21 protein-coding genes are annotated in these 23158 nt (G+C 49.3%); 8 read left to right on the top strand and 13 right to left on the bottom strand.

The window, feature by feature from the left end:
• Window positions 1-46: 46 nt before the first annotated feature.
• The 4 genes from feoB (SPIRS_RS00855) to metE form a co-directional block, all read right to left on the bottom strand.
• Window positions 47-2347, bottom strand: a complete 2301-nt coding sequence (feoB, locus tag SPIRS_RS00855; RefSeq protein ID WP_013252790.1) for a Fe(2+) transporter permease subunit FeoB — start codon at window positions 2345-2347, stop codon at window positions 47-49.
• Complete coding sequence (locus SPIRS_RS00850) at window positions 2344-2580, bottom strand: FeoA family protein (protein ID WP_013252789.1); 237 nt, start codon at window positions 2578-2580, stop codon at window positions 2344-2346. Before SPIRS_RS00850 ends, feoB (SPIRS_RS00855) begins: the two co-directional genes overlap by 4 nt.
• Window positions 2581-2677: 97 nt before the next feature.
• On the bottom strand, window positions 2678-3001 hold the full coding sequence (locus SPIRS_RS00845) for a FeoA family protein (protein ID WP_013252788.1): 324 nt from the start codon (window positions 2999-3001) through the stop codon (window positions 2678-2680).
• A 91-nt stretch (window positions 3002-3092) separates the two neighbouring features.
• Window positions 3093-5357: a 5-methyltetrahydropteroyltriglutamate--homocysteine S-methyltransferase gene (metE, locus tag SPIRS_RS00840; protein WP_013252787.1), complete on the bottom strand. Its 2265-nt coding sequence runs from the start codon at window positions 5355-5357 to the stop codon at window positions 3093-3095.
• A 242-nt stretch (window positions 5358-5599) separates the two neighbouring features.
• Here metE and SPIRS_RS22570 point away from each other — a divergent pair, with 242 nt between their 5' ends.
• Genes SPIRS_RS22570 through SPIRS_RS00820 form a run of 4 tightly spaced genes read left to right on the top strand, consistent with a single transcriptional unit; the run spans window position 5600 to window position 9594 of the window.
• The gene (locus SPIRS_RS22570) at window positions 5600-5878 is read left to right on the top strand and encodes a FeoA family protein (RefSeq protein WP_013252786.1); all 279 of its coding nucleotides are present in this window, start codon (window positions 5600-5602) and stop codon (window positions 5876-5878) included.
• A complete protein-coding gene (gene feoB, locus SPIRS_RS00830) occupies window positions 5878-8019 on the top strand; it encodes a ferrous iron transport protein B (RefSeq protein ID WP_013252785.1) in 2142 nt (713 codons plus the stop codon). The genes SPIRS_RS22570 and feoB (SPIRS_RS00830) overlap by 1 nt, the downstream gene beginning before the upstream one ends.
• 22 nt (window positions 8020-8041) lie before the next feature.
• The gene (locus SPIRS_RS00825) at window positions 8042-8695 is read left to right on the top strand and encodes a DUF1007 family protein (RefSeq protein WP_013252784.1); all 654 of its coding nucleotides are present in this window, start codon (window positions 8042-8044) and stop codon (window positions 8693-8695) included.
• 11 nt (window positions 8696-8706) lie between these two features.
• Window positions 8707-9594: a nickel/cobalt transporter gene (locus SPIRS_RS00820; protein ID WP_013252783.1), complete on the top strand. Its 888-nt coding sequence runs from the start codon at window positions 8707-8709 to the stop codon at window positions 9592-9594.
• A 9-nt stretch (window positions 9595-9603) separates the two neighbouring features.
• Here SPIRS_RS00820 and SPIRS_RS00815 read toward each other — a convergent pair whose 3' ends face one another.
• The 8 genes from SPIRS_RS00815 to SPIRS_RS00780 all read right to left on the bottom strand — a co-directional run bounded on the left by SPIRS_RS00815 (window position 9604) and on the right by SPIRS_RS00780 (window position 19113).
• Entirely contained in the window at window positions 9604-9969 is a 366-nt protein-coding gene (locus SPIRS_RS00815; protein ID WP_013252782.1) for a response regulator, read from the bottom strand.
• A gap of 90 nt (window positions 9970-10059) precedes the next feature.
• Window positions 10060-11028 (bottom strand): sigma-70 family RNA polymerase sigma factor, encoded by a 969-nt coding sequence (locus SPIRS_RS00810; protein WP_013252781.1) that lies wholly within the window; start codon window positions 11026-11028, stop codon window positions 10060-10062.
• A 102-nt stretch (window positions 11029-11130) separates the two neighbouring features.
• Window positions 11131-13179 carry a glycoside hydrolase family 36 protein gene (locus SPIRS_RS00805; RefSeq protein WP_013252780.1) on the bottom strand — a complete coding sequence of 683 codons (2049 nt, stop codon included), beginning with the start codon at window positions 13177-13179 and terminating at the stop codon, window positions 11131-11133.
• A 4-nt stretch (window positions 13180-13183) separates the two neighbouring features.
• Entirely contained in the window at window positions 13184-13528 is a 345-nt protein-coding gene (locus SPIRS_RS00800) for an Hpt domain-containing protein (protein WP_148224002.1), read from the bottom strand.
• A 66-nt stretch (window positions 13529-13594) separates the two neighbouring features.
• Entirely contained in the window at window positions 13595-14542 is a 948-nt protein-coding gene (gene lgt, locus SPIRS_RS00795; protein ID WP_013252778.1) for a prolipoprotein diacylglyceryl transferase, read from the bottom strand.
• The gene (locus tag SPIRS_RS00790) at window positions 14539-17490 is read right to left on the bottom strand and encodes a flagellar assembly protein A (RefSeq protein WP_013252777.1); all 2952 of its coding nucleotides are present in this window, start codon (window positions 17488-17490) and stop codon (window positions 14539-14541) included. Before SPIRS_RS00790 ends, lgt begins: the two co-directional genes overlap by 4 nt.
• A gap of 18 nt (window positions 17491-17508) precedes the next feature.
• A complete protein-coding gene (locus tag SPIRS_RS00785) occupies window positions 17509-18651 on the bottom strand; it encodes a P-loop NTPase (RefSeq protein ID WP_013252776.1) in 1143 nt (380 codons plus the stop codon).
• Window positions 18652-19113, bottom strand: a complete 462-nt coding sequence (locus SPIRS_RS00780; protein ID WP_013252775.1) for a hypothetical protein — start codon at window positions 19111-19113, stop codon at window positions 18652-18654.
• Between the two features lie 89 nt (window positions 19114-19202).
• Here SPIRS_RS00780 and SPIRS_RS00775 point away from each other — a divergent pair, with 89 nt between their 5' ends.
• Genes SPIRS_RS00775 through SPIRS_RS00760 form a run of 4 tightly spaced genes read left to right on the top strand, consistent with a single transcriptional unit; the run spans window position 19203 to window position 22678 of the window.
• Complete coding sequence (locus SPIRS_RS00775) at window positions 19203-20705, top strand: S41 family peptidase (RefSeq protein ID WP_013252774.1); 1503 nt, start codon at window positions 19203-19205, stop codon at window positions 20703-20705.
• Entirely contained in the window at window positions 20702-21106 is a 405-nt protein-coding gene (locus tag SPIRS_RS00770) for a secondary thiamine-phosphate synthase enzyme YjbQ (RefSeq protein WP_013252773.1), read from the top strand. The genes SPIRS_RS00775 and SPIRS_RS00770 overlap by 4 nt, the downstream gene beginning before the upstream one ends.
• A gap of 10 nt (window positions 21107-21116) precedes the next feature.
• On the top strand, window positions 21117-21935 hold the full coding sequence (locus SPIRS_RS00765; protein WP_013252772.1) for an RsmE family RNA methyltransferase: 819 nt from the start codon (window positions 21117-21119) through the stop codon (window positions 21933-21935).
• Window positions 21932-22678, top strand: a complete 747-nt coding sequence (locus tag SPIRS_RS00760; protein ID WP_013252771.1) for a WecB/TagA/CpsF family glycosyltransferase — start codon at window positions 21932-21934, stop codon at window positions 22676-22678. Before SPIRS_RS00765 ends, SPIRS_RS00760 begins: the two co-directional genes overlap by 4 nt.
• On the opposite strand, the gene SPIRS_RS00755 is transcribed toward SPIRS_RS00760, so the two are convergent.
• Complete coding sequence (locus tag SPIRS_RS00755) at window positions 22679-23125, bottom strand: FxsA family protein (RefSeq protein ID WP_013252770.1); 447 nt, start codon at window positions 23123-23125, stop codon at window positions 22679-22681.
• Between the last annotated feature and the right edge of the window lie 33 nt (window positions 23126-23158).

Below are 23158 nucleotides of genomic sequence, written 5' to 3'. Positions count from 1 at the left end.
AGTGAATCCACCCACAGGCTGCCTTACGTTAGAGAGAAGCAATGTATTAAGCAGATTGGAGCGCTTCTTTCTTCCTATTGCGGTTGCCAATCGCCCTGAACACGAAGAACTGGGCGACCATGATTGCGGCCGAGACAATCATCCACAGGAAGTTTCCGCCCTCAGCAATCTGATAGTAGAACACAGCCACAGCCCAAGCCGAAACCGTCAAATAAATAGCCTCAAGAATACCTAAACCAATCCCCATTTCTTTTACGATCGCTCCAAAAGCTGCCAGACAGGGGAAATAGATCAATACAAAAAGTAAATAAGCATATCCAGATACAGGGGTAAAACCACGCCGCATGAGAGAAAATATCGAAATATCAACTTCCGCCGCTTCGGCAACAGCTTCTTCATCCCCGCCACTGATCACATCAGCACCGACAATAGAGCCTATACCACCTGATATGCCAAGGACTCCATCTTTCAAGGCAACAAAAGAATCTTTAATACCAGCACCAAGGCTAAAGGCTTCTTCCTCCCCACCTTCATCACCAGCGACATTGTTTTCGGCCGCTGCTATCTGACCGTAAAGACCATTGAGGGTTCCAACAACCGCTTCCTTTGCAAAGAGACCGGTAAAAAGTCCGACGGTTGCAGGCCAGCTTTCTTCTTTGATACCCATCGGCGAGAATATAGGCGTAATAGCCTTGCCGGTAACGGCAAGAACCGAATTCTCGGTATCCTCGTTTCCAAAACTACCATCGGTACCAAGACTATTGAGAACACCCAGGAGGAATACGGCAATGACAATCACTTTTCCAGCTCTCGCAAGAAAAACCTTCAAGCGTGTCCATGTATGAATCATAACATGCTTAAAACGGGGAGCATGATAAGGAGGAAGTTCCATGATAAAGTAGCCAGGTTCGCCCCTGAAAAGCGAATGCTTTAAAAAGAGGCCCGTAAGAACGGCCAAAAGAACACCGATAATATAAATCGAAAACACAATGGCTCCCGCATGAGCACCAAAAAGAGCTGCACCAAAGAGAGCATACACGGGCAGACGCGCCCCACAACTCATAAAAGGCGCCATAAAGATCGTCATAAAGCGGTCCCGCTTGTTTTCGAGGGTCCTGGTTGCCAGGATTGCAGGCACCGTACATCCGAAACCGACGATCATCGGGACAAAGGCCTTACCGGGAAGTCCGAGAGCCCGCATCAGGCGGTCCATAACAAAGGCGGCCCTGGCCATATAACCTGAATCTTCAAGAAGGCTTAGAGCAAGGAACATAAAGAAAACCACGGGAACAAAGGTTGCCACCGTTTGAATACCGGCTCCAACTCCTCCGGCCAGAAAACTAACGACCCAATCCGGAGAGCCGATACTACCTAATAACACTCCAAATCCGTCAACAAAAATGGTTCCAAATAAGACATCGAAGAAATCGATAAACGATGAGCCCACGGAAATGGCAAGCCAAAACATCAGGTACATTACAACAAGGAAAATCGGAATACCAAGAAATCGATTCAAAACGACTTTATCAATTTGCTCGGAGACACTCCTTCGACGTTCCTGTGCATGAAATACATCATGAATGACTCCACGAATAAAACCATACCTGCTGTCGGCTAAGATTACTTCCGATTCTTCCTTCAGAAGCGATGAAATCTTTTCACGCTCAGCAGCGATTTTTTCTGTAGGAATCCGTCCGTGCAGCTCAGAAGGCGCAGTTCCCTCATAAAGGGCCAACGCATTCCAGCGGCCACCGGCTTGCTTCTCCCACTTCGAAATAAGCTCTTCTATCTCATTGGGATAGACAGGTTTATGATCCGAAGGGCGAACGTTCCCAACGAGCTCGGTAATCCGTGCAACCGCTTCGGCAACACTTTTCTTATCTGTAGCGGTACCAGCAACAACAGGAACTCCTAAAGCGGATTCCAGTTCCTTAATATTGATGGTACTCCCTTCTTTCTCGAGAAGGTCCATCATGTTGAGGAACAGAACCACAGGAACACCCATTTCCATGATGGTCGTGGTTAAGTAAAGATTTCGCTCAAGGTGGGAGGCATCGACTATGTTGACAACAAGATCAGCTTCCCCCGAAAGTAGATAGTCGCGTGCAACCCTCTCATCTTCACTACCGGCATTCAGGCTGTAAATACCGGGAAGGTCTACCACCTTTCGCTGTTTACTTCCGGAAAGCCAGCCCTCTTTTTTTTCAACCGTAACGCCCGGCCAGTTTCCTATCCGTTGATTTCCACCGGTTAGAGCATTAAAAAGCGTTGTCTTTCCGCAATTCGGGTTTCCGGCAAGAGCTATGGTGAAATTGCTCACCGAGGCACCACCTTCTACTCGTTTCATGATACTCTCCTTTCAACAAGAAGCGCTTCTGCTTCGCCCTTCCTAAGTGTGATCCGGCTGCCCCGAACCATTATTTCCACGGGATCCCCCAGTGGTGCTACACGCTCCACCTGAAACGCCGTTCCTACGGTCATTCCCATCGCAAGAAGCCGACTCTTCCATTGTGCAGAACCTGGAGCGAATCCAATAACGGTTCCGTTATCACCGGCTCGAAATTCCTTGAGCTGCCCCATACTTCCCCCTATTTTCATTTGATATAGTTAGGCAATGTTCTTTATATTAGGATTGCCTAATATTTGCCACAAAAAAACCTTCTCAAAAAAATGCAACCTATGCTGCAGCGACACGAATCTTATCAGCAAGACCTCTCCCTATCATGAGTCGACTCCCTTGTACCTGCAGTAAAAGCGGCCCGTCGCTATCATTTTGAACAACCTTGAGGAGTTCACCGGGCACAAGACCCATATCGAGGAGTTTGCGCTTGGCATCCTGGCCTCCGAAAAGACATACCACGCGCACAGAGCTTCCGGCATCCACACCACTTAATACCACAGAGCCCATCTCCTGACAGTGGTGATTTCTGTGACCATGTCCGTGAAACATATGCCGCCGGCCTCTATCAAGCCCAAATTTCATTGCAAAGGTATTGTGCATCAGTCCTTCCTTAATTAGGCATTCCTAACATTTGCATAGTACCGTCCCTTGCTATTTCTGTCAAGCAAGGGACGATGAAGAATCTATATTATTATGTTAGAGAAGTCTCGTTTCTCTCCAGAGTGAGCCTGACGTTTCGGGTAGCGGATACCATGTGCTGCAAAGCAGGGCGAACCTCTTCCCATCTTCGTGTTTTCAGGCCACAGTCGGGATTAATCCACATGCGTTTTCCATCAAGAACCTCGAGACGAGAAAAAATCTGCTTCTCAAATTCATCTTCCGAAGGGATGCGGGGGGAGTGGATATCGTACACGCCTGGACCGATTTCATTGTGGTAGCCTTCCCGTTCAAACACATCCAGGAGCCGATTGCCGCCCCTGGCCGTTTCAATCGTTATGACATCGGCATCCATGGCCTCAATCGTTTTTATAATGTCGGTAAAATCGCTATAGCACATATGTGTGTGGATTTGGGTCTCTTTAGCCGCAGAAGAAACAGCCAAACGGAAACTATCGACCGCCCACCGCTCATATGCGGAAACATTCTCCTTGCGCAAGGGGTAGCCTTCGCGAAAAGCAGCCTCGTCGACCTGGATGATCGAGATCCCGGCAGCCTGGAGATCCGCCACTTCCTCACATAAGGCAGCAGCAATCTGCCGCGCCACAAGAGGGCGGGGGATATCTTCCCGGACAAAAGACCAGTTGAGGATTGTCACAGGCCCGGTCAGCATCCCCTTGACCGGCTTTTTACTTCGCCTCTGGGCATAACTGATCCAGCGTACGGTCATGGGTTTCGTCCGGCTGATATCGCCATATATGATAGGAGGTTTTACACAGCGGCTCCCATAGCTTTGCACCCATCCGTTGTCGGTAAAATGGAAACCCTTAAGCATTTCGCCGAAATACTCAACCATATCGTTTCGCTCGGGCTCCCCATGAACCAGAACATCAAGGCCAATTTCCTCTTGAAATGCAATACAGTCATCAATATAGGTCTTTATACCCTGTTCATACGCCTCTTCCGATATAGCACGTTTTTTGAAATCCCGTCTCAACCTTCTTAATTCCTGAGTCTGAGGAAAGCTGCCGATTGTCGTCGTCGGAAGTTTCGGCAAATGGAATTTCCTTCGCTGAAGGGCGTTTCTCTCGGCAAAATCACCGGCACGCACCTTTCGCTCTCCGAACGCGATATCGGCCGGACCATCGTGTTGTGTGCTGGGGGTTCGGCTCCTGGCCGTTTTCATACCTATGTTATCCGAATCCAATACTACCTCACCCCGAAAGACTCTACCGAGCAAAGCCAACTCTTCGACCTTCTCACAGCAGAAAGCAAGATGCTGCTTAATATCACTTTCAGGCTCATTCTGAAGCGAATAAGGAACATGGAGAAGAGAACAACTCGTGGAAACAACGACCTGTTCCCTACCGACCATATCTGAGATTTTCTCAAGGAGAAAAAGAGAGGCACCAAGATCATTCCTCCAAATATTGCGTCCGTCGACAACACCGGCAAAAATTTTTTTACCCTTTGCGTATTTCAATCCCTGAATATTTTGAGGGCCGTGGACGAAATCAAGGCCCAGCCCCCAGATAGGAGTTTCTGCAAGAATTTTCGTTGTCTCGTTCGAGTGCTCAAAGTAGCTTGTCACGATAATCCGAATATTGGAGCTGACGGAAGCCAGGTCCTGATATGCCGCTTTAAGCAGAGCAAGAACCTCCGCAGTCGGATTCTTCACAAGATAAGGCTCTTCCATCTGAATATAAAGGGTATCATCCAGCTCCGCACACCTTGCCAAAAGTTCTTTGTAGAGCGGTATGATGCGACTCGCATAGCCGAAAGGGTTTTCACCTTTGGAAGCCCGTGATAGGCCCATAAAGGTAATGGGGCCTATCACATTTATTTTTGTTTTTACCCCGAGTTTCTTAGCTTCGGCATACTCAGTCAAGATTTTTCCGGGACAAAGGCGAAAATCAAGCGTCCCGGAAAGCTCAGGAACGATATAGTGATAGTTCGTATCAAACCATTTGGACATGGTCATGGCTGAAGCTCCAGCCGTCCCTCTTGCCATGGCAAAATAACGCTCGGTCTCATCCTCGATACCGGAAAAGCGGTCGGGAACGGCATTCAGCATCACAATGGTGTCAAGCATATTGTCGTAATAGCTGAAATCATTTGAGCTGATAAAGTCGATGTTTTGTCTTTTTTGGAACAGCCAATGCCGTTTTCGTAACTCGGCAGCCGTTGCGCGGAGCTCCTGAAGCGAAGCAGTTTTCGACCAATAGTGTTCGAGGGCCCTTTTCAGCTCTCTGTTTTCCCCAATCCGAGGAAAACCGGTAACCAGAGTTTTGCAAATCATTCATATCTCCCTTTGCTGACGCGACAAAATCGGATTATTTCCCATCATGGCATTCGGACTAAGAGCATGCACTTTACGAGCTTCTCAACACCGCAGCGCGACTGTGCCTGATTCTCACAGGACTTCCCCATATATGACGGAAACGTTTTTGTATCGTGCATAAAACAATTCGGCATGTCAATCACCGGAGAGGGACACAGGATTGACATAGATAGCAGCACCTCTTTATCTTACTAGTACCTATGAAGAAAACGCTCAGTCAATATCGCCAGGGAGATATCGTCACCATAACAAGATTAAACGGAAGCGGAAGGCTCAAAAATAGACTCATGGAATTGGGTTTTCGCCGAGGTGAAACGATATCAATTATCAGATACGCCCCCCTAAAAGATCCGGTTGAAATTTTGGTTGCAGGGTGCAATGTTTCGCTGCGAGTCGAAGAAGCAGATATGATAGAAGTTGAGCCGGCGAAGGATCAGTACATACATGCAGCCGAAGGCGAATGTGCGGGGAGCCTTTGATGGGCTCATTCCGTTTTGCTCTGACCGGAAATCCCAACTCGGGAAAAACCTCAATCTTTAATGCCGCAACAGGCGCTAATCAAAAGGTTGGGAACTGGGGAGGGGTCACCGTCGACGTCAAAGAGGGGAATATACGACGGGGAAACGATCGCGTTACCTTGATCGATATCCCGGGGACCTACAGCCTATCTGCCTACACCATGGAGGAACTGGTCGCCAGAGAAGTCATTATCAAGGGCGATGCAGATGTCATCATCAACGTTCTCGATTCAACCAACCTGGAACGAAACCTCTACCTCGGAGTTCAGGTTATGGAAATGGGTCGTCCCATGGTGTTGGCCTTTAACATGAGTGATGAGTTAAAGCGATCGGGAACGGTTATCGATACCGAAGCCCTCAGCAGGCTCTTCGGAATTCCCATTCGCTTTACCGTAGGCCGCAATGGAGAAGGGGTCCGTGAGCTCCTTGACGAAGCAATCCGGGTCGCAAAGGGAGAACACCCGGCGACTCGCCAGGTTTCCGTTAACTACGGCAAGGAGATCGAGGCGGCTATCGAAAGCCTTGCCGAACTTGTGGAAAAAAGTTCCTTTAATCTTCGGGGAATAAGCCCGCGTTGGTATGCATTGAAACTACTGGAACGGGACGATGAAATTCTCCGCAAGGTGCGGGAACGTGTTCCCGCAGATTCTCCCGATGATAATGTGATCTTCAAAGAGCTGGAAAGTCGGAGCAAGGAAATCGAACAGCTCTACGGAGAAGATGCGGCAACGATCATTAGTGAACGACGTTACGGCTTCATCATCGGAGCACTGAACGAAACCGTCAACAAGCCGAAAGCAAATAGGATTAATATCAGTGAAAAGATCGATGATGTTCTCACAAACCGCTTTCTGGCATATCCTATCTTCGCCTTTTTTATGTGGATACTGTTCCAGACGACCTTCGGGCTGGGAGCCTATCCCATGGCCTGGATCGAATCGGGGATAACCGCACTAGGCAACTGGATCGGTACGACCATGCCACCGGGAGCGATTCGCGATCTGCTGACCGACGGAGTTATTGCAGGGGTCGGCGGCGTTCTTGTGTTTCTTCCGAATATTCTCATCCTCTTTCTTGGAATCTCCATCCTTGAAGACACCGGATACATGGCCAGAATCGCCTTTATCATGGACAAGGTCATGCACAGGATCGGACTTCATGGGAAAAGCTTCATTCCTCTGGTCATGGGAGTGGGCTGTAGTGTACCGGCCATCATGGCAGCTAGAACTCTGGAGTCCAAGAAAGACCGTATCCTAACCATTTTAATTGCCCCCCTGATTACCTGCAGCGCCCGACTTCCGGTTTACATCCTGTTTACCGGCGCCTTTTTTCCCAATATCGCCGGCAATGTGATTTTTATACTCTACTTTTTGAGTTTCCTTTTTGCCTTTGGTATGGGATGGCTTTTTCGAAAGACACTCTTCCGTGGCGAAGAGTATCCCTTTGTGATGGAACTCCCCCCTTATCGAATTCCAACCTTTCGCAGTGCATTGATCCATATGTGGGAAAAGGCAAAGCACTATCTCCAGAAAATGGGAGGCGTTGTGCTGATCTTCTCCATCATCATTTGGTTCCTCGGAAATTACCCGAAACAGCCCGAAATGGAAAAGCAGTACGATACGATGATCGCCGAGCAACGGGAACAGGGGCATCAGGAGGAGGTCCAGGCTCTACAGCGAGAGCTTAAGCGTAAGCAGGTGATGCAGAGTTACATAGGAAAGGCAGGGACCTTTATCGAGCCGGTGCTTGCGCCCCTTGGCTTTGATTGGCGCATGGATGTCAGTCTCATGACTGGTTTTGTAGCAAAAGAGGTCGTCGTTTCAACCCTCGGCGTCCTTTTTACCGCTGGAAACGAAGAGGGAAAAGAGGAGTCGGGAACCGAGCTCAGGGATGCACTCAGAGACGCTTATTCACCGTTGGTCGGCTTCGCCTTTTTGATTTTCGTCATGCTTTATACGCCCTGTATCGTAGCTTTCGTCACCCTTGTGAAAGAGGTCGGCTCGTGGAAATGGTCGATCTTTTCTCTTGGATATCAGCTTACCCTCGCCTGGATTGCCGCTTTTATTGTGTATCGGGGCGGTATCATCCTTGGCCTGGGATAAGGAGCAGGATAGAATAGCCTTCATGAAATTAGAAAAGCGGCATCTTCCCTTGTTCCTCTTTGTGTTCACACTTTTCATACCCTGTACCCTATTTGCCCATCCGCATATGTTCATCGATAGTAAAACCACCCTTGAATTCGACGAGGCAGGTATGAAGGGATTCTGGGTCGAATGGCTTTTTGATCAATTTTTTACGGCTCAAATTCTTCTCGATTACGATCGTAATATGGATAAGAATTTTTCCGCAGATGAAATTTCAGCCATTGAGGCCGGAGCCTTCAGCAATCTGGCCAACTACCATTACTTTATCAGCGTCACTACCGGAGAAGCCCAAGTCGATATTAAAAAGGTTTCCGATTTCCGCGCCTTTATGAAGGATGATCGCCTTGGCTATACCTTTTTTGTCCCTATGGCTATTCCCATAAACAATGAAAAGAAGCCTGTACAGTTTCGTATTTCCATCTTCGACGATACCTTTTTTTGTGATATTGCATGGATGGAAAAGGACTCTGTTATCGTCCGTGCTCCCGGTGTTTTTTCCGTTGATTGGAAAATTCTGCGGAACAAAAACGCACCAATCATCTACGACCCGACCGGGGGTACGGCAAGAAGAAACGGGGTCGATTATTCAGGAACCGTTTATCCCGAAGAGCTATATATTGAGGTATCGAAATAGGACCCAAAACCATGAATACCCGACATCGGTATGTTCTATTCCCTTTTATTTTTATTATTATTTTCGTCACAAATAGCTGGGGACAACAAGTAAACCCCTTTACTGCGACGCAAAAGGCTCCTACAGAATCGAAGCAAAGCTCGCAACCACAAAAGGCGGTGGAGAGCGGAACACTGCAAACCCTGTCGTCGATGCAGAAACAGTTAAATGCCGCATTGTCCGATACCATGAAGCAGCTGAAAGATCACCCATCGGCCCCTGTTATGGCCCTTACCATGCTTATAGCCTTCGGCTATGGCTTTATTCACGCCTTGGGTCCAGGGCACAGAAAGACCATTCTGGCGGCTCTTTTTGCTTCGGGACGCTATAGAAAACGAGATGCCCTGGGGGCGGGAATGGGCTTTGCCTTTCTTCACGCAAGCAGCGCCGTCGCCATCGTCGGATTTCTTTATTTCCTTTCCTCCGGGCCAATTTCGGCGGGAATGGACAAGATAGGACTTGCCCTTGAAAAAGGAAGTTTTTTGTTGCTGGTTGGTATCGGTCTCTGGATAATGATATCGGCAATAAGAGCATTAATGGCAAAAGAGGACAAACCAGCAAAAAAGGGTGTGACGGTAATTACCATCATAGGCTCGGGCCTCATTCCCTGTCCCGGAGCGGCATTAATTCTTTCTTTCGCCCTTGTATATGACATCGTTCCCTACGGTATTGTTGCGGTATTTTGTATGTCGGTCGGCATGGGAACGGCATTAAGTATCATTGCAGTTGCAGCAAAGAGCATAGGGGCATCTTTGATCAAACTAGGTGAAAGGTCAAAGAGGACCGATCGAATTCACTCGGCCCTCGAGTTCGCAGGAGGAGTGGTAATAACAACCTTTGCACTGTTCATGCTGACATGATACCGTAGATCAGCCAGCAACCCTCCGAACGGCAGCCATCAGTTTATCGGTTGAAAAGGGCTTAACAATCCAACCGGTGGCCCCCGCAGCTTTGCCGTCTTCCATAACGGATTTCTGAGATTCCGTAGTCAGCACCAGGATGGGTACGAATCGAAAAGCATCTAACTCCCGAACCTTTTTAATAAAGGTGATACCATCCATGTTCGGCATATTCACATCGGTAATGATAAGCTCAACCGTACCTTCTTCAAGCTTCGCAAGTCCCACCACTCCATCACTCGCCTCAAGCACCTCATACCCGTTCTGCTCAAGCACGAAGCTTATACTTCGGCGGATGGCCCGAGAGTCGTCAACAACTAGTACCTTCTTCGTCATTAGATCTTTTCCATCCTCCTTCAGACTTTATCCGTAAGTATAATGCCATGCTGTTAGGATTGCCAGAGTATAAAGTAAAAAAGAGGCTTTCTATACGATCTCTTCAAGCTCCTGTATAGCAGCGATACTGCGCAATTTCTCGATCGCCTTATTTTGGATTTGTCGAACCCTTTCCCGGGTAATACCGAGAATAGAGCCAATTTCCTCAAGTGTAAGAGGAGTCCGATCGGCAAGTCCGAAACGCAGTTTAATGATGGTCTGCTCACGCTCGGAGAGCTGGCCCAGGATAGTATCAAGCAAATCCTTCAGGGTCACATGAAAAACGGACTCGAAAGGTTCGATGTAATCATCACTGAAAACAAGATCGGAAAGGCTTGTAATATTCTCATCATCGACGGTTACATCAAGACTCGCCGTCTCTCCGGAATACTGAAGGATACTTTCGACCCTTTCCACAGGAAGGTCCATATAGGCGGCAATCTCTGCAGAGGAGGGATCGCGGCCGAGCTCCTGGGTAAGATGCTTGGTAACCGAAAAAAGCTTGCGAATGATATTGAGAACATGGATGGGAATACGAATGGTACGCCCCTTATCCGCAAGCGCCTTGATAACGGATTGCTGAATCCACCAGGTTCCATATGTGGAAAATTTGCAGCGCTTGGTGTAATCGAAACGTTCCACCGCCTCAATCAATCCGATATTTCCTTCATCGATCAAATCGAGAAAGCTCAAGCCACGATGTTGGTATTTTTTAGCGATGGATACAACCAGCCGCAGGTTGCTGGTAATCATTCGATCCCTACTTTTCCGAAGTACGGCTTCGATCGTTCGTTTTCTAAAAAGATAGGCACTCCGCTCGATTTCTTCCTTGCCTAAGAGCTCCTCAAGCTCAAGCAACTCTTGTTTTCTCTCTTGGATTTCCCTTCCGATCATCAGTTCCTCTTCTTTTGTCAACAGAGGATAAGCAGAAATTTGTTTCAAATAGAGGGAGAGAGGATCGCTGTCGTTGAAATCCACATCAGAATCGATAACTGTGTCGCTGTATGTACCGTATTTCATCTTCCACCCCTTACCAGAGAAATGGTTGATGTTACTATGCAACGGCTTGGGTTAGAAAACAATAAGGCGTTTTTGAGAGTTTTTATAGGGATTTCCCCTATACTATAGGAGACGTTTTTCAACTACACAGAGACGAAGGCCGACCTTCTCTTCCGCCTCTATGTCGATACCATTGATACTGCAACCACTGGCCCCCTGAGGGGCCCGAAAGAAGAGCAGCCCCTCGGATAGGGTCCCGGGAGCAAGGGAAAGCGTCACGTGCTCTCCATCCACATCTATCCTTTCGACTTCACTACCGGGGAAAAGCATGCCGGTAGAACCAGCAACGGCAAAATCGGTTTCACCAACAACGAGAAAACAGATCGATTGATGAGGACGCAGGTCAAGAGGGCCTTCCCGCCGAAACCCTTCGCCATATGCATAGTACAGCCCGGAAGCCAAGGTAACATGATGAGGTCGATTCTCAAGATTAATAAAGGCAAGATAGCAAAGGGTACCGATAGAGAATTCAATCTCGAAGCACTCTCCTATCCGGTTCATCCGAAGGCCATGCTTCTTTCGAAGAGGATATCCCGACCGAAACAGGGCAAGCGTCGCCTCGTCATAGCGGCCGGGATCGTCGCTGGTAAAAAGCAAAGAGCCAAATATATGATTGCAAAGGAAAAGGGTAAAACGTTCCTGCTCATTCAGGTCAGAATTCCAGTCCCGGAGCAGAAAAACATCGGGATCATTAAGAAAAAACCGACCGTCCAAGCCCCTGCGGGAGATGGTGCTGCGTAAGGCATTGAGGGTGGAAACACGCTCAGGATAACCGAGGGCCCGTAGCCGACGGTCTTCCCAGCGCAGTGCCACATCTGCCCCAACTCTGCAATATTCAACAAGCCCGGCTGCGGAAGCAAGAGGAACCCCGCAGCCCAAGAGCTTGGCTTCACCGGAGATCTCACGAAGGAACGCCACGGCATCCCGCATCACCTCTCCTCTGGTCTTTCCTTCGGGCAGGCGAAGAGCCGCAGCATAAAGAAAATCAAGCTTAAGGAAACGAAAGCCCCACTGTTTCACAATTGTCGAGAAGAGCGTACGAAGATACGTCTTCACTTCAGGGTGATAGATATTCAGGGCATAAAAATAGCCACTCCAATTGAAAGGATTATTACCCGCGGCAAGAGGTTCTGCAGCGTCATCGGTGAGAAACCAGTCGCGATGCTCGGCAAAAAGCAGGGAAGAGCCCTCTGCAATAAAGGGCGCCACCCAAAGCCCAGGTTCCATCCCGGCCTTGGAAATATCGGCGGCGAGGGGGGCCATTCCGCGGGGAAAAGTCGGCTTGACACGCAGCCAGTCACCGACAGCCTGCTGCCATCCATCATCTATTTGGATAACTCCGGGAGGAAGCGAAAGCCGCTGCCATGAATCAAGCACTCTCAGTACATCCGCCTCCGTCACCTTTTCGTAGTGGTCGTACCAGCTGGTCCAACCGCTCAGGCTCTCACCAGGCTCCACGGGTCCGAAACCGTCGGCTGCCGAGGCCCAACCTTCATAGACGGCCTCTTCCTCTCCTGTCAGTACAACAAGATCCATCAAGGTTCGAACACCACTGATTTTATTACTGGAGAGCTCGGGCAGAAAACTCAAGTATCCACGACCACGGCGCTCCGATCTCCACTCGATTCGAGAGAGGGCTCTATCCTCAATCATCCCGGCGAGCAATGTCACCTGCTTTCCTTTACGAAGCGTGGCAAAAGAACATCCATGATATCGCTTTTTTGAAAAGGAACGACCGGTAAAGCATGCATCACCATAGCGGTCGAGAAGGTAGTGATTGATCCAGGGACGAAACAAGCGCCGAAATCGAAACGGGAAAACCTCTGCCTCCAGTTCCCTGCTCTCGGTCCAGCTTTGATAGCCGTTGAGAAAAACCGCTTCACAGGAGGAACACCGTAACCTAAGCTCCAAACGTTCGGCCACAGGGAAAAGCCCCTCCCCCCCGGGAGCCGGCTCGGCATGGAAAAGAATACGCTCTCCCAATGGAAGTTTTCTCTGCTCAACGACGATGCGGACTCCGTCGGCAAAGGTGGCACCACCGCTTAAGCCACCTAACTCGAATTCTTCCGAGCCGAGATGATACGAAAAAAGAATCGACCAGGAGGTATTCAAATATTTACACCTCAGACTTGAGGACCGACAGCTCTTTTTCTCCTGCAGAAAATGAGACCTCTATCTGTTCGAGTGTAGATAGAAGTAAAGAGGGATCGGCATCCGAAGAACTTTTTTCAAGAGTTTGGGCCAGGGTCCCGATCTTTGTGACCCGCAGATTATTGGCAGCCCCTTTGAGGCGGTGCGCTTCACTTCTCAAAGCTTCGGCATCCCGAGATTCTATCGCCCCTTTGATCGGTTTGATATAGTCCTCTCTTGTCGAAAAAAAAGCGTCCAAAAGCATGAGGAGCGTTTCCCGGTCCAGGCGAAGCGCCGACTCGGCGGCATCGAAGTGGATGATTGTTTCCATACACCTCATAGTAGAAAGCCGTCGAGCCGCTGTCAACTAAAAAGAACTATACAATGAGAGAGGAGATCACGATCCTGCTTTTCTGGACGATACAAGCCTTCTGAATACAATAACGGCAATACCGGCAAGAATCATTGCGAAGCAGAAAATCTGTCCTGTGGAAATGTTCAACGGCGATAGGAAAAGAGAGGGAGGGCTATCGGGACCAAGAGCAATAGGGAAACCGATATCTGCATCGGGTTGACGAAAATACTCAATAAAGAAACGAATAATCCCATACCCAATCAGATAGACACCAAGAAGAGTACCCTGAATCTGTTTCCGCTTACGAAAAACAAACCAGATGATGAGCCACAAAAAAACTCCTTCGAAAAAGGCCTCATAGAGCTGCGACGGATGACGGGGAAGGTTCACCAAGCTCCCAGGGCTATAGCCAATGCCTACACTATCGGCTATGCGGCGGACCCACTCGTAACGGGAAGAGAGACCTGGAGCATGGGGGAATATCATCCCGAGGGGAGAAGCTGTCACACGGCCCCAGAGTTCACCATTGATAAAGTTGCCCAATCGTCCAAAGGTGTATCCCAGAGGAATGCCGGCGACCGCAGTATCGGCGACCGCCCAAAAACTGATCTTTTCCTTTCTGCAGTAGAGGACGCCCGCAACGACACCCCCGATAAGACCGCCGTGATAACTCATGCCCTGAAGTCCGACAAGGTGCATATGTTCGTCAAAGGGCCAGAAAATCAGCCAAGGACGTCTAAGGTATTGTCCGCTCGTATCATACACTAGGGTTGCAACAATTCTCGCTCCAATGAGCAGGCCAAGAATAACCCAGAAAAAAATGCCGGCCATCTGGTCCTCGCTCACCGCGATCTCTCCATGCTTTCGCTGATAATTGAATAAAAGATAGGTGATACCGAAGGCTACCAGGTACATCATTCCGTACCAGTGAAACGGCAGACCAGGAATAATTTGGGGGCTTATCCATTCCGGATAGTTGATATATATCATGCAGATTTTTCCCCTTCCTTGGGCTCCGCTTCGGAAACCTCGATAATTCGGCCGGTTTCCTGATCGAAGATTAGGGTAATCCCCTTTTTCGGTGTTTCGGTGCTCCAGTAACGGCCGTGACTTTCTATAACGACTCCGGGGTAGACGGTCCCCCGGACAACAACCGAAGAATCGAAATGCTGTTCGAATCTCTCACGCAGGGTAAAGAGCAACATACTTCGCTTTTCGAGCATCTTCATCATCTTAAGTTTTTCTTTTCTCGCCATCTCAAGACGCCCCTTGTCTCCCTGTTTTTCTAAGCTGGCCATGGTAGTATCGATTCTGGCAAGGGCGTTGCGGAGCTTTTTCACCTCACGCTCTTCAAGTTCGATACGATCCATGACCAGATAATCTTGTCCAAAAGAGATCTCTGTTCGGGAGCCCTTCGGATTTCCGATATTGGCGGCAATAACCCCCTCCCTGGCACGAACCACACCGCCGATAAGATTGCCTTTTTCCCCCACCAGACGAAGCCGTCCATTACACTTCACCATACATCGAAGACAGGCATTCTTCATGGAAACCGACCCCACGGCGAGAAGGGTAGCCTGCTCTGCAAAAATTGTCTCAATACTGCTTTTTGCCCGTATGACGGCCTTACCGCCGCCAACGATTCCCTGCGCTATGGTAATACTTTCTCCCGATGATATAAGCGATGACTCCGCATTACCGGCAACCTTTACATGTCCCTCGGCAAGGATCGAAAAACCGCTTCGCACACTCCCGCTTACCGCCACGGTACCGGAGAATTTAACATTGCCCGAAGAAAAATCAACATCCCCGGAGACCGTATGGACCTTGAGAATATCCAGCTTTTTTTTCTCGTATACAAACTCACCGGAACAAGCCGCATAAAGTTTTATACGATTACCCTCTTCTTCTTGCCTGATATTCTCACCGATGTCGATATCAAGGGCCGGGGCATCTTTAGCGGAAATAGGCTTCCCGGTAAGATCCCATCCGTCCTCTGCCGGCTGATCGTTCGGAAGGATCTCAGCCAAAAGGGCCCCCGCTTTAACCGATACGAAACGGTCTTGATTTCGGTAATCGGCCCTACCGGATCGGGTAATCGTTACCCCTTTGCCCGAGGCCCTATCGGCAATAAGAGCAATCCTGCTTCCCCCTGCATCATCCGGACGCTTGCCCCTGGCAACAACGCTTCTTCGGACAGGACTTCCCGCTCCACTGATCTCAAGGGCATCGGTTATTGCTTCTTCAATAATTCCTTTTACGATACCGACCTCTTTCAGAGCCTGATCGATCTCGCTTCTGTTTGCCTTTGTGCCGCTACCCGCCGGGGGTTCTATGGTGAGCCACGCTTCCATCTTATCGGTCGAAAGCTCGATCTTTACCTCTGCATCCCGATAGGGTCTCACCCTGAGGATAATACCGTCGGCGCCGTCAAAAACCTCAAGAAGCCCTGCCGTCTCGGCGATAAAACGCTCTTTTTCCATCCGGACGTTTTCCAGGAGTTCGATATGAGGGTCGATTCCGGGAATTCCGGGAATGACCTTACCGTACACATCTTTTCCAGGGCTTCCTTCCTGCGCAGACGAGAGCACACCGACAACCGTCCCTTCTGCAACCCTGGCAAGGGATCGAGCCTGACTCATCGGATATGCCTCTTCCGAGGGGAAGCCGCTCTCCCCCACCTTTAGGGCCTCATATTCGGTCTCGGGAAGAAAATCAACCGAAAAATCGAAGGAACGATCCTCGCCCCGACTAGGGGCAGCACCTTCCGCCAGAAGGTAATCACGCAACTCGATACCGTTGCCGTGATAAAACTCAAGTAGGTCGTTCTGTATTTTTCCAAAATCAAGTCCGGAAAAGCCGCTGGCCTTGATGGCGGCACCGACGTCCCTCAAGATCAGCGGTTTCCCCCGACCACTTCCCTTTACGACGGTAAGCAGCCCTTTCAGATTATCCGATGAGGCTTCAACGGAAAAGAATGCATCCCGGTCTCGCGTCAAAGGGATGCGTTCGAGCGCTTTCCCGGTTTGCACGCTCCTGGTCATCACCTCTCGAAGCTTATCGGGGCCCTTCAACTGTTCGACGGAAAACCCGAACTCTTCGCCGGCCTTGGAAATAATCAGAGAAGGCTCGGGAATGGAAGCCTCCCGATGCCCAGGAGTAAAGGCAAAAAGGAGTGTTGCCTTGTCCTTTGAGAGCGAAAGCTCCCAGCTATGGGAAAGGAAATCAAATACCTCGACCCAGTTGCTCCCACGACGAAAAAAACCACTTTTTTCGGCAACGAGTCCGTTCCTATCGACCTTTACCCCTTTCCCGGGATAAAAAAGAATCGGCTTGGCAGGATCGGGGGAAAGTGGCTTACCCAAAACACTTCTACCATCCTTACCCGGCTCTCCCGCCCTCAGTTCCGCTATATACTCGCCTTGTTCCACATAGCCTGTAGCCGCTACCTTCGGATTTATCGGGGCTGGTTCTTCAACGATTTTTTTTTGCCATTCTTCAACGATCTGTTCCTTCGGAGCGACAAAAAGAAGCTTTGATTTTTTCAGGACCTTCTTTCGGACCTTGACCTTCTCGGTTCGTTTTATCTTGATATCGGGAAAAGCATATTCCAGGAACAGACGATCAGCCTGCGTTTTCAGAGACTCGGGAAGGGGAAGCTCTTTCCACTCGTAATATTCACTCGTGGCAGGTTCCGGTTCGGTTCCCCGGGCAATCTCTTTACGCACAGAGATGCCCGCTTCGGCCTCGGCGAAAGCCTGCAAAGCCTCCTGCACGGCCGCCTTGGAAACCCCTTCGATGATGCCCTTTTCTTCGAGAACATTCTGGACTTTGGGGAGGCTCCAGACCTCCCCTTCAGGGTCGGCCGTCAGAACAAGCGTTGCATTCAAACCACCTTCATTAATCTCAATCTTCAGCGAACCCTTTCCCTGCTCCATATGACTTCCGCGGCCTCGTTATATCTGAAAACCGTTTTCCGCTGCTTTCAGTAATTTTGATTTTAACAGCTGATTCTCTTTTTTCAATGTTGATATCTCATATTGTTGAGACCGAATCGTATCAATCAGATCTCCCCGGGTAAGGGCACCGGAGTGGAGAAGGTTCTCCATATCCTGGACCTTTGCTTCAAAATCGATCTCAGCCTCCATCTCGGCAACCTGATAACTCTCTTCAAGACTCATCAGATCAAGAGGACTTTCTCCCTCGTCCTGTTTCTGGATCAATTTATCGGCAATCCGATAAATCCCCTGGCTCAAAACCGACTGGGGTTTATATGCGACAATAGGAATTCGACTTCCTAAAGCAATCTCCTGAAGATGGTCAAAGTAAAGCACCCCCAGATGCTCCATATCTACATCAAGGTATTGTTTACAGGAACGACGGATTCTTGCCGCCTTTTTCCCGTCCTCGGGGTCCTCCAGCATATTGAGAACCAGCATTGGGTGGAAATTCGCCATGCTGCGGGCGAAATTTTTATAGCTGTCAGGATCCTCTTCCATGATCCGTTCCAATAATCGGGGGATGTACACCCGCTGGAGCGGCGTTCCCTCGCGTTGAAGATTCTCAATATACTTTCCTGCAGGACTACTCTTGCGGAAAGCTCCATTCATAAGTCTGAAAACGGAATTTTTCAGGAAAAGATAGGCATTCAGCGTAGCCGTCAAGGTTGGTGCGGTGACGATAATCCCTCGAGAACTGGAAAGAAAAAAATCGAGCGTATTGTAGCTAGTACCGGCGCCCAGGTCGATAATGATATAGTCAGCTTCGATTGTCCTAAGTTTCCGAATCAACTTTGCCTTTTGAGAACTTTTCAGGTTGGCCATACCGGGAATTTCAGCATCTCCGGGGATAAACCGTAGATTTGGATAATCGGTAGGAAGAATAACCTCTTCAAATTCGATCTCAGCGTTGGTCAGAAACGTCCCAATGCCCTGCTGAACGGCCCTCACTCCGAGAATGAGATGCAAATTCGAAGCTCCCAGATCCAAATCAGCAAGAACGACTTTTTTTCCGGACTGGGCGAGGGCAATGGAAAGATTCGCAGCGACAAGAGATTTGCCGACGCCTCCTTTACCGCTTGCAATCGGCAAGATTCGCATCTATTCCTCCTCAACAACAGTGAAACGATAATCAGAATCGGGACGAGATGTACCAGACCCGTCCTTCAGTAATAATAACAGAAAGCCGATGCAAAGCAAATCAACAAAACTCACCAAAGCGATGATGGTTCGAAAGGGAAACAGCAGAAGCGGGGTCTGATCCTGCTGGGGTCCCACTCCGGAAAGCAATAAAAAGAGCATAATGCCGGGCAAAAGCGTGACAAACTTGCCGAGAGCGGCGATGCCGGGTAAAATACGACCACCTTGGGCCGTCGGCCCACGAAAAAGGAGTAAGGCCTCGGTCGCCAAAACAGTGAGAGAACCGGAAAAAAGCCATCCCATAAGTAGTGTTGTTTCCGTACGGTATGTTGGGTTAAGGAGCGCAACGGCAGAAAAAAAGAGTCCGACGGCGCGAAAAGCTTCCCAGAGCACGATGAGAAGAAGCACAAGTTTCTTAATCATGAAAAAAGTGTACGCCGCAGGCCACCGGGGCGTCAATAACTTGACAAATTATACGGAACCTAGAGAATAACAAAAGATGAGGTACTCCAATGAAACAGATACGAAATAGACTCGCCTGGCTTATGGTCGCCATCGTTACCGTAAGCTTTTCCTTATTCTTAATCATCACCCCCACCCTTTCGGCACAATCGTCGTCATCGGTTGAGGTGAAAAACTACCTTGCCAGATTTCAGTATATCTTTCAGTACATTCTTCAGGCATACGTCGACGAGGTAGATCCGAAGCAGCTTTACGAAGGGGCCCTGAACGGTATGTTCGATACCCTTGACGACCCATGGTCCTACTATCTCTCCGAAGACGACATGGAAGATCTGAACAACAATACCACGGTCGGACGATACGGCGGGGTCGGCCTCTATATTGCACGACCCGTTCCCGTCGATGAAAAGGACAAAGGAAAGGTCATGAAGATTCCCGATCAGTGGCCAGAGCTTGATACCACGAAAGAGGATCTTCCTTTCATAAAGGTCGTCTCTCCAATCGAAGATACCCCGGCATACCGAAAGGGAATTCATTCCGGGGACTACATCATCGCGATCGGAGACCAGTCGACGGAGAATATGACCTCCGACGATGCTTCGGGGAAGATGAAAGGGCTCCCCGGCACCGATGTAACGGTAACCATACTGCGGGGAAAGAATATCATTTTCGATGTGACAATCACCCGCGCAAGTATCGAAATTCCCACGGTAAAAGAAGCAATGATTCCCGGCAGGATCGGCTATATACGCATCATTCAATTCTCCCCCTATACCGAACCGAGGGTCAGAGAGGCCTTAAAGACCCTCAACAGCCAGGGGTACGACTCTCTCATTATCGATGTCAGAGGCAATGGAGGGGGGCTTCTGAATGCAGCGGTTAATATCATCGATATGTTTCTCTCCTCCGGCCCCATCGTCAGCACGAAGGGAAGGATTGCGGAAGAGAACAAGGTCTTTAACGCAACCTCATCGTTGGAAGTAGCCGCAGATGTACCGATAGCGATTCTGATAGATGGCGGATCTGCATCGGCATCGGAAATTCTCGCAGGGGCGTTTAAAGATACGGGGAGAGGCTATCTCATCGGAAATACGAGCTTTGGAAAGGGGCTGGTTCAGACGGTGGTACCTCTGGGCAGGGAAGGGTTCAAGCTTACCATCAGTCGCTATTACACACCATCCGGAGTAAACATCAACGGAACGGGGATCGAACCGAACCTGAAAATCGCAGAACCGGAGCTTAACGACGAAGAAAATGCATCTCTCAAGAAACTTTTCGAAGAGCATCTTGTGGAAAATTTCGTGAATGGAAACCCCAAACCCAGCGAACAGGAACAGAAAGCCTTTGCCAGACGGTTGCAGCAGGAAGAAGAAATAACACTCCCCTTCGATTTGCTGATGCGACTGATCAGGGGTGAGGTGTTCAGAAGAATGGACCAGCCGCCGGTCTACGATCTTGATTACGATCCGGTGCTGAAAAAAGCCGTTTCATTACTGGAGACCGGAGCAATTCAGCCAACGACGGGAACGCTGGCTCAGGAGCAGAAACAGTGAACAGATGGGAAACAGTTCTAAACATCAAAACCTCAGGTAGAAGCGATATGGTGGATATCACCGACAAGATAACGTCCGCCGTGCAGGAAAGCGGGGTGCGCAACGGCATATGCATGGTATATATTCCCCATACCACCTGTGCCGTCACCATCAACGAGAATGCCGATCCTGCGGTCAAACATGATATTATGGCTGAACTGGACAAGATAGTCCCCTGGAAGGACGCCTATCATCACATGGAAGGAAACAGCGCTGCGCATATCAAGTCCAGTATGTTCGGCTTCTCGCAGACAATACCAATTACCGAAGGTGCTCTCCCCTTGGGGACCTGGCAGGGGATCTATCTCTGCGAATTCGACGGGCCGAGGAGCAGAACCGTATCAGTCCAAATCTTTGGATAGGGTTCTTCCTATGCGTACTTTCGTTCTAGATGATAGTGAGACGAAGCTTGCCTCAGGTAAGCGTTTTTCCCCGGCCCCCGAGAGGGCCCATTACCTGCTTCGGGTGCTTCGTCTCTCGCAGGGAGCGGTATTTCCGGGCCAGGATAGCCGGGGCAAACGCTATCTTATCACTCTTGAATCGGAAACCCCCTGTACCCTCAGCCTAAGGAGGGAGGAAGAGGCATCTGCAAGGGAAGTGGAGGCGTGTTTTCGTGAACTTCCCGAACAAGGCCCCGATTTTCCTCCGATTATCTTCTATCAGGCGATCTTAAAAGGGAAGAAGATGGATCAGGTTATCCGACAGGCAACGGAAGCGGGGGCTGATTTCATCATACCGGTGCTTACCGACCGCTCGGTGCCCCAATTTACTCCCGGAGAAGCGGAAAAAAAACAAAAACGGTGGGAAATAATCGTCCGAGAAGCGATCCAACAAAGTGGAGCCACAGGAACAACCCTATTGCTTCCCCGTTCATTAAAAAAGGTGATAGAAGATCCTCCGATGCCGAGACCTCAGGGTGGAGGAAGGGAGGTTAAACTCTTTTTTCACGAACGGCCTATTGCAAACGGTTCGCTTCATGGATATCTTTCTGGGGAGATCAGCTCAATAACGGCAGCGGTTGGGCCGGAGGGGGGCTTTTCCCCGAAAGAGAGCGAGATGTTTTTACAAGCCGGCTTTTGCCCGCTCTTTTTTTCCGGGAACATCCTCAGGGCGGAAACCGCCGCAATTTATGGCCTGGCAGCTATCAGGGCTCTTGTGGCTGAGCGTGATATATGGAGATTGGTCCAATGAACGATCAAAACCGGATACAAATTTTCGGTGTCCCCGTAGATGATATTGATGAAGAACGATTTGGAGAAACAATACGGAGACTGGCAACCGACAATGGTAAACATCAGATAGTATTTCTCGATTTTCGGGGCTTAATGAGGGCACGGGGAAAAGGTGAATACGCGGATATGATTAGAACGGCAAGTCTTGTCGTTCCCACATCGAAGTCTATCCTTGCCGGTGCACGATTTCTCAAGCTCCCGGTTCCCCACCGTCACAATCCCTTTGCCTTCGTCATCAAATTACTTGGTGCCATCGAACAAATCGGAGGAACACTCTATCTGGTAGGGAGTCGCCCCGATGCCCTTCAGAAGGCCTTCGGTAATGTTAGAGACTCCTTTCCCGGACTTCGGCTGGTCGGCCGTTATGCCGGCTATTTTCGAAAAGATATTGAAAGGGATGTGATCACAGCAATCAAGAAAGCAGGGCCGACCATCCTACTGGCAGGCGACGGGCTGAAGGGAAAAGCCCTCTGGTTGAAACGGCACGAAAGGTCCTTCGGTTTCGGTATCAGTCTCTTCTGTGACGGTTGCTTCAAGATTTTCAGCGGAAAACGACAACGCATCTCAAATAAAAGCTGGGAACGCAACAGTTGGTGGATTCCCGCAGTAATAATTCGACCGTGGCGCTGGTTTTCCTTTTTAAGGTACATCCTTTACGGAATTTTGCTGTTCATCGAGAAAATGCGACGAAGGAATCTATAGCTAATCGTAAAGTTTCAGATACTCATAGGCCTGAAAGAGTCGATCCCTGTTTTTCATCATGATAAGTTTACCGACGGGACGACGCAGACCGAAGAAAAAGATAATAAGTCCGAGACAGTCGGTAACAAAGCCGGGAATGAGCATGAAAATTCCCGAGGCAATGGTCCCTAAGAGACGTTCCATATCATGTTCGGGGAATTCCCCCTCTGCAATGTCCTTCCTGATATGCTTTACGATTCTATGCACGGCCGGCCAGGTCAAAAGCAGTCCGATAACGGCACTTCCGGTCAGGCAGGCAAGCACATAATAACGGCTAAAGCGATCTACAGCAAAAAGAAGGACAACCGCCTCTCCGACAAGGACAAGGCCGCAGAGCATGATAAGAAAGAACCACTTAAGCACATTGTTCGTATCAAACAATCTAATGTAATCACGTACATCAGCCATGAAATGGATCATACCCGAAAAAAGTGATGGCGC

Origin of the sequence: Sediminispirochaeta smaragdinae DSM 11293 (assembly GCF_000143985.1) — a bacterium.
Lineage (GTDB): Bacteria > Spirochaetota > Spirochaetia > DSM-16054 > Sediminispirochaetaceae > Sediminispirochaeta > Sediminispirochaeta smaragdinae.
Note: the sequence above shows the minus strand (reverse complement) of the source record. Positions and strands in the feature narration are given on the sequence as shown.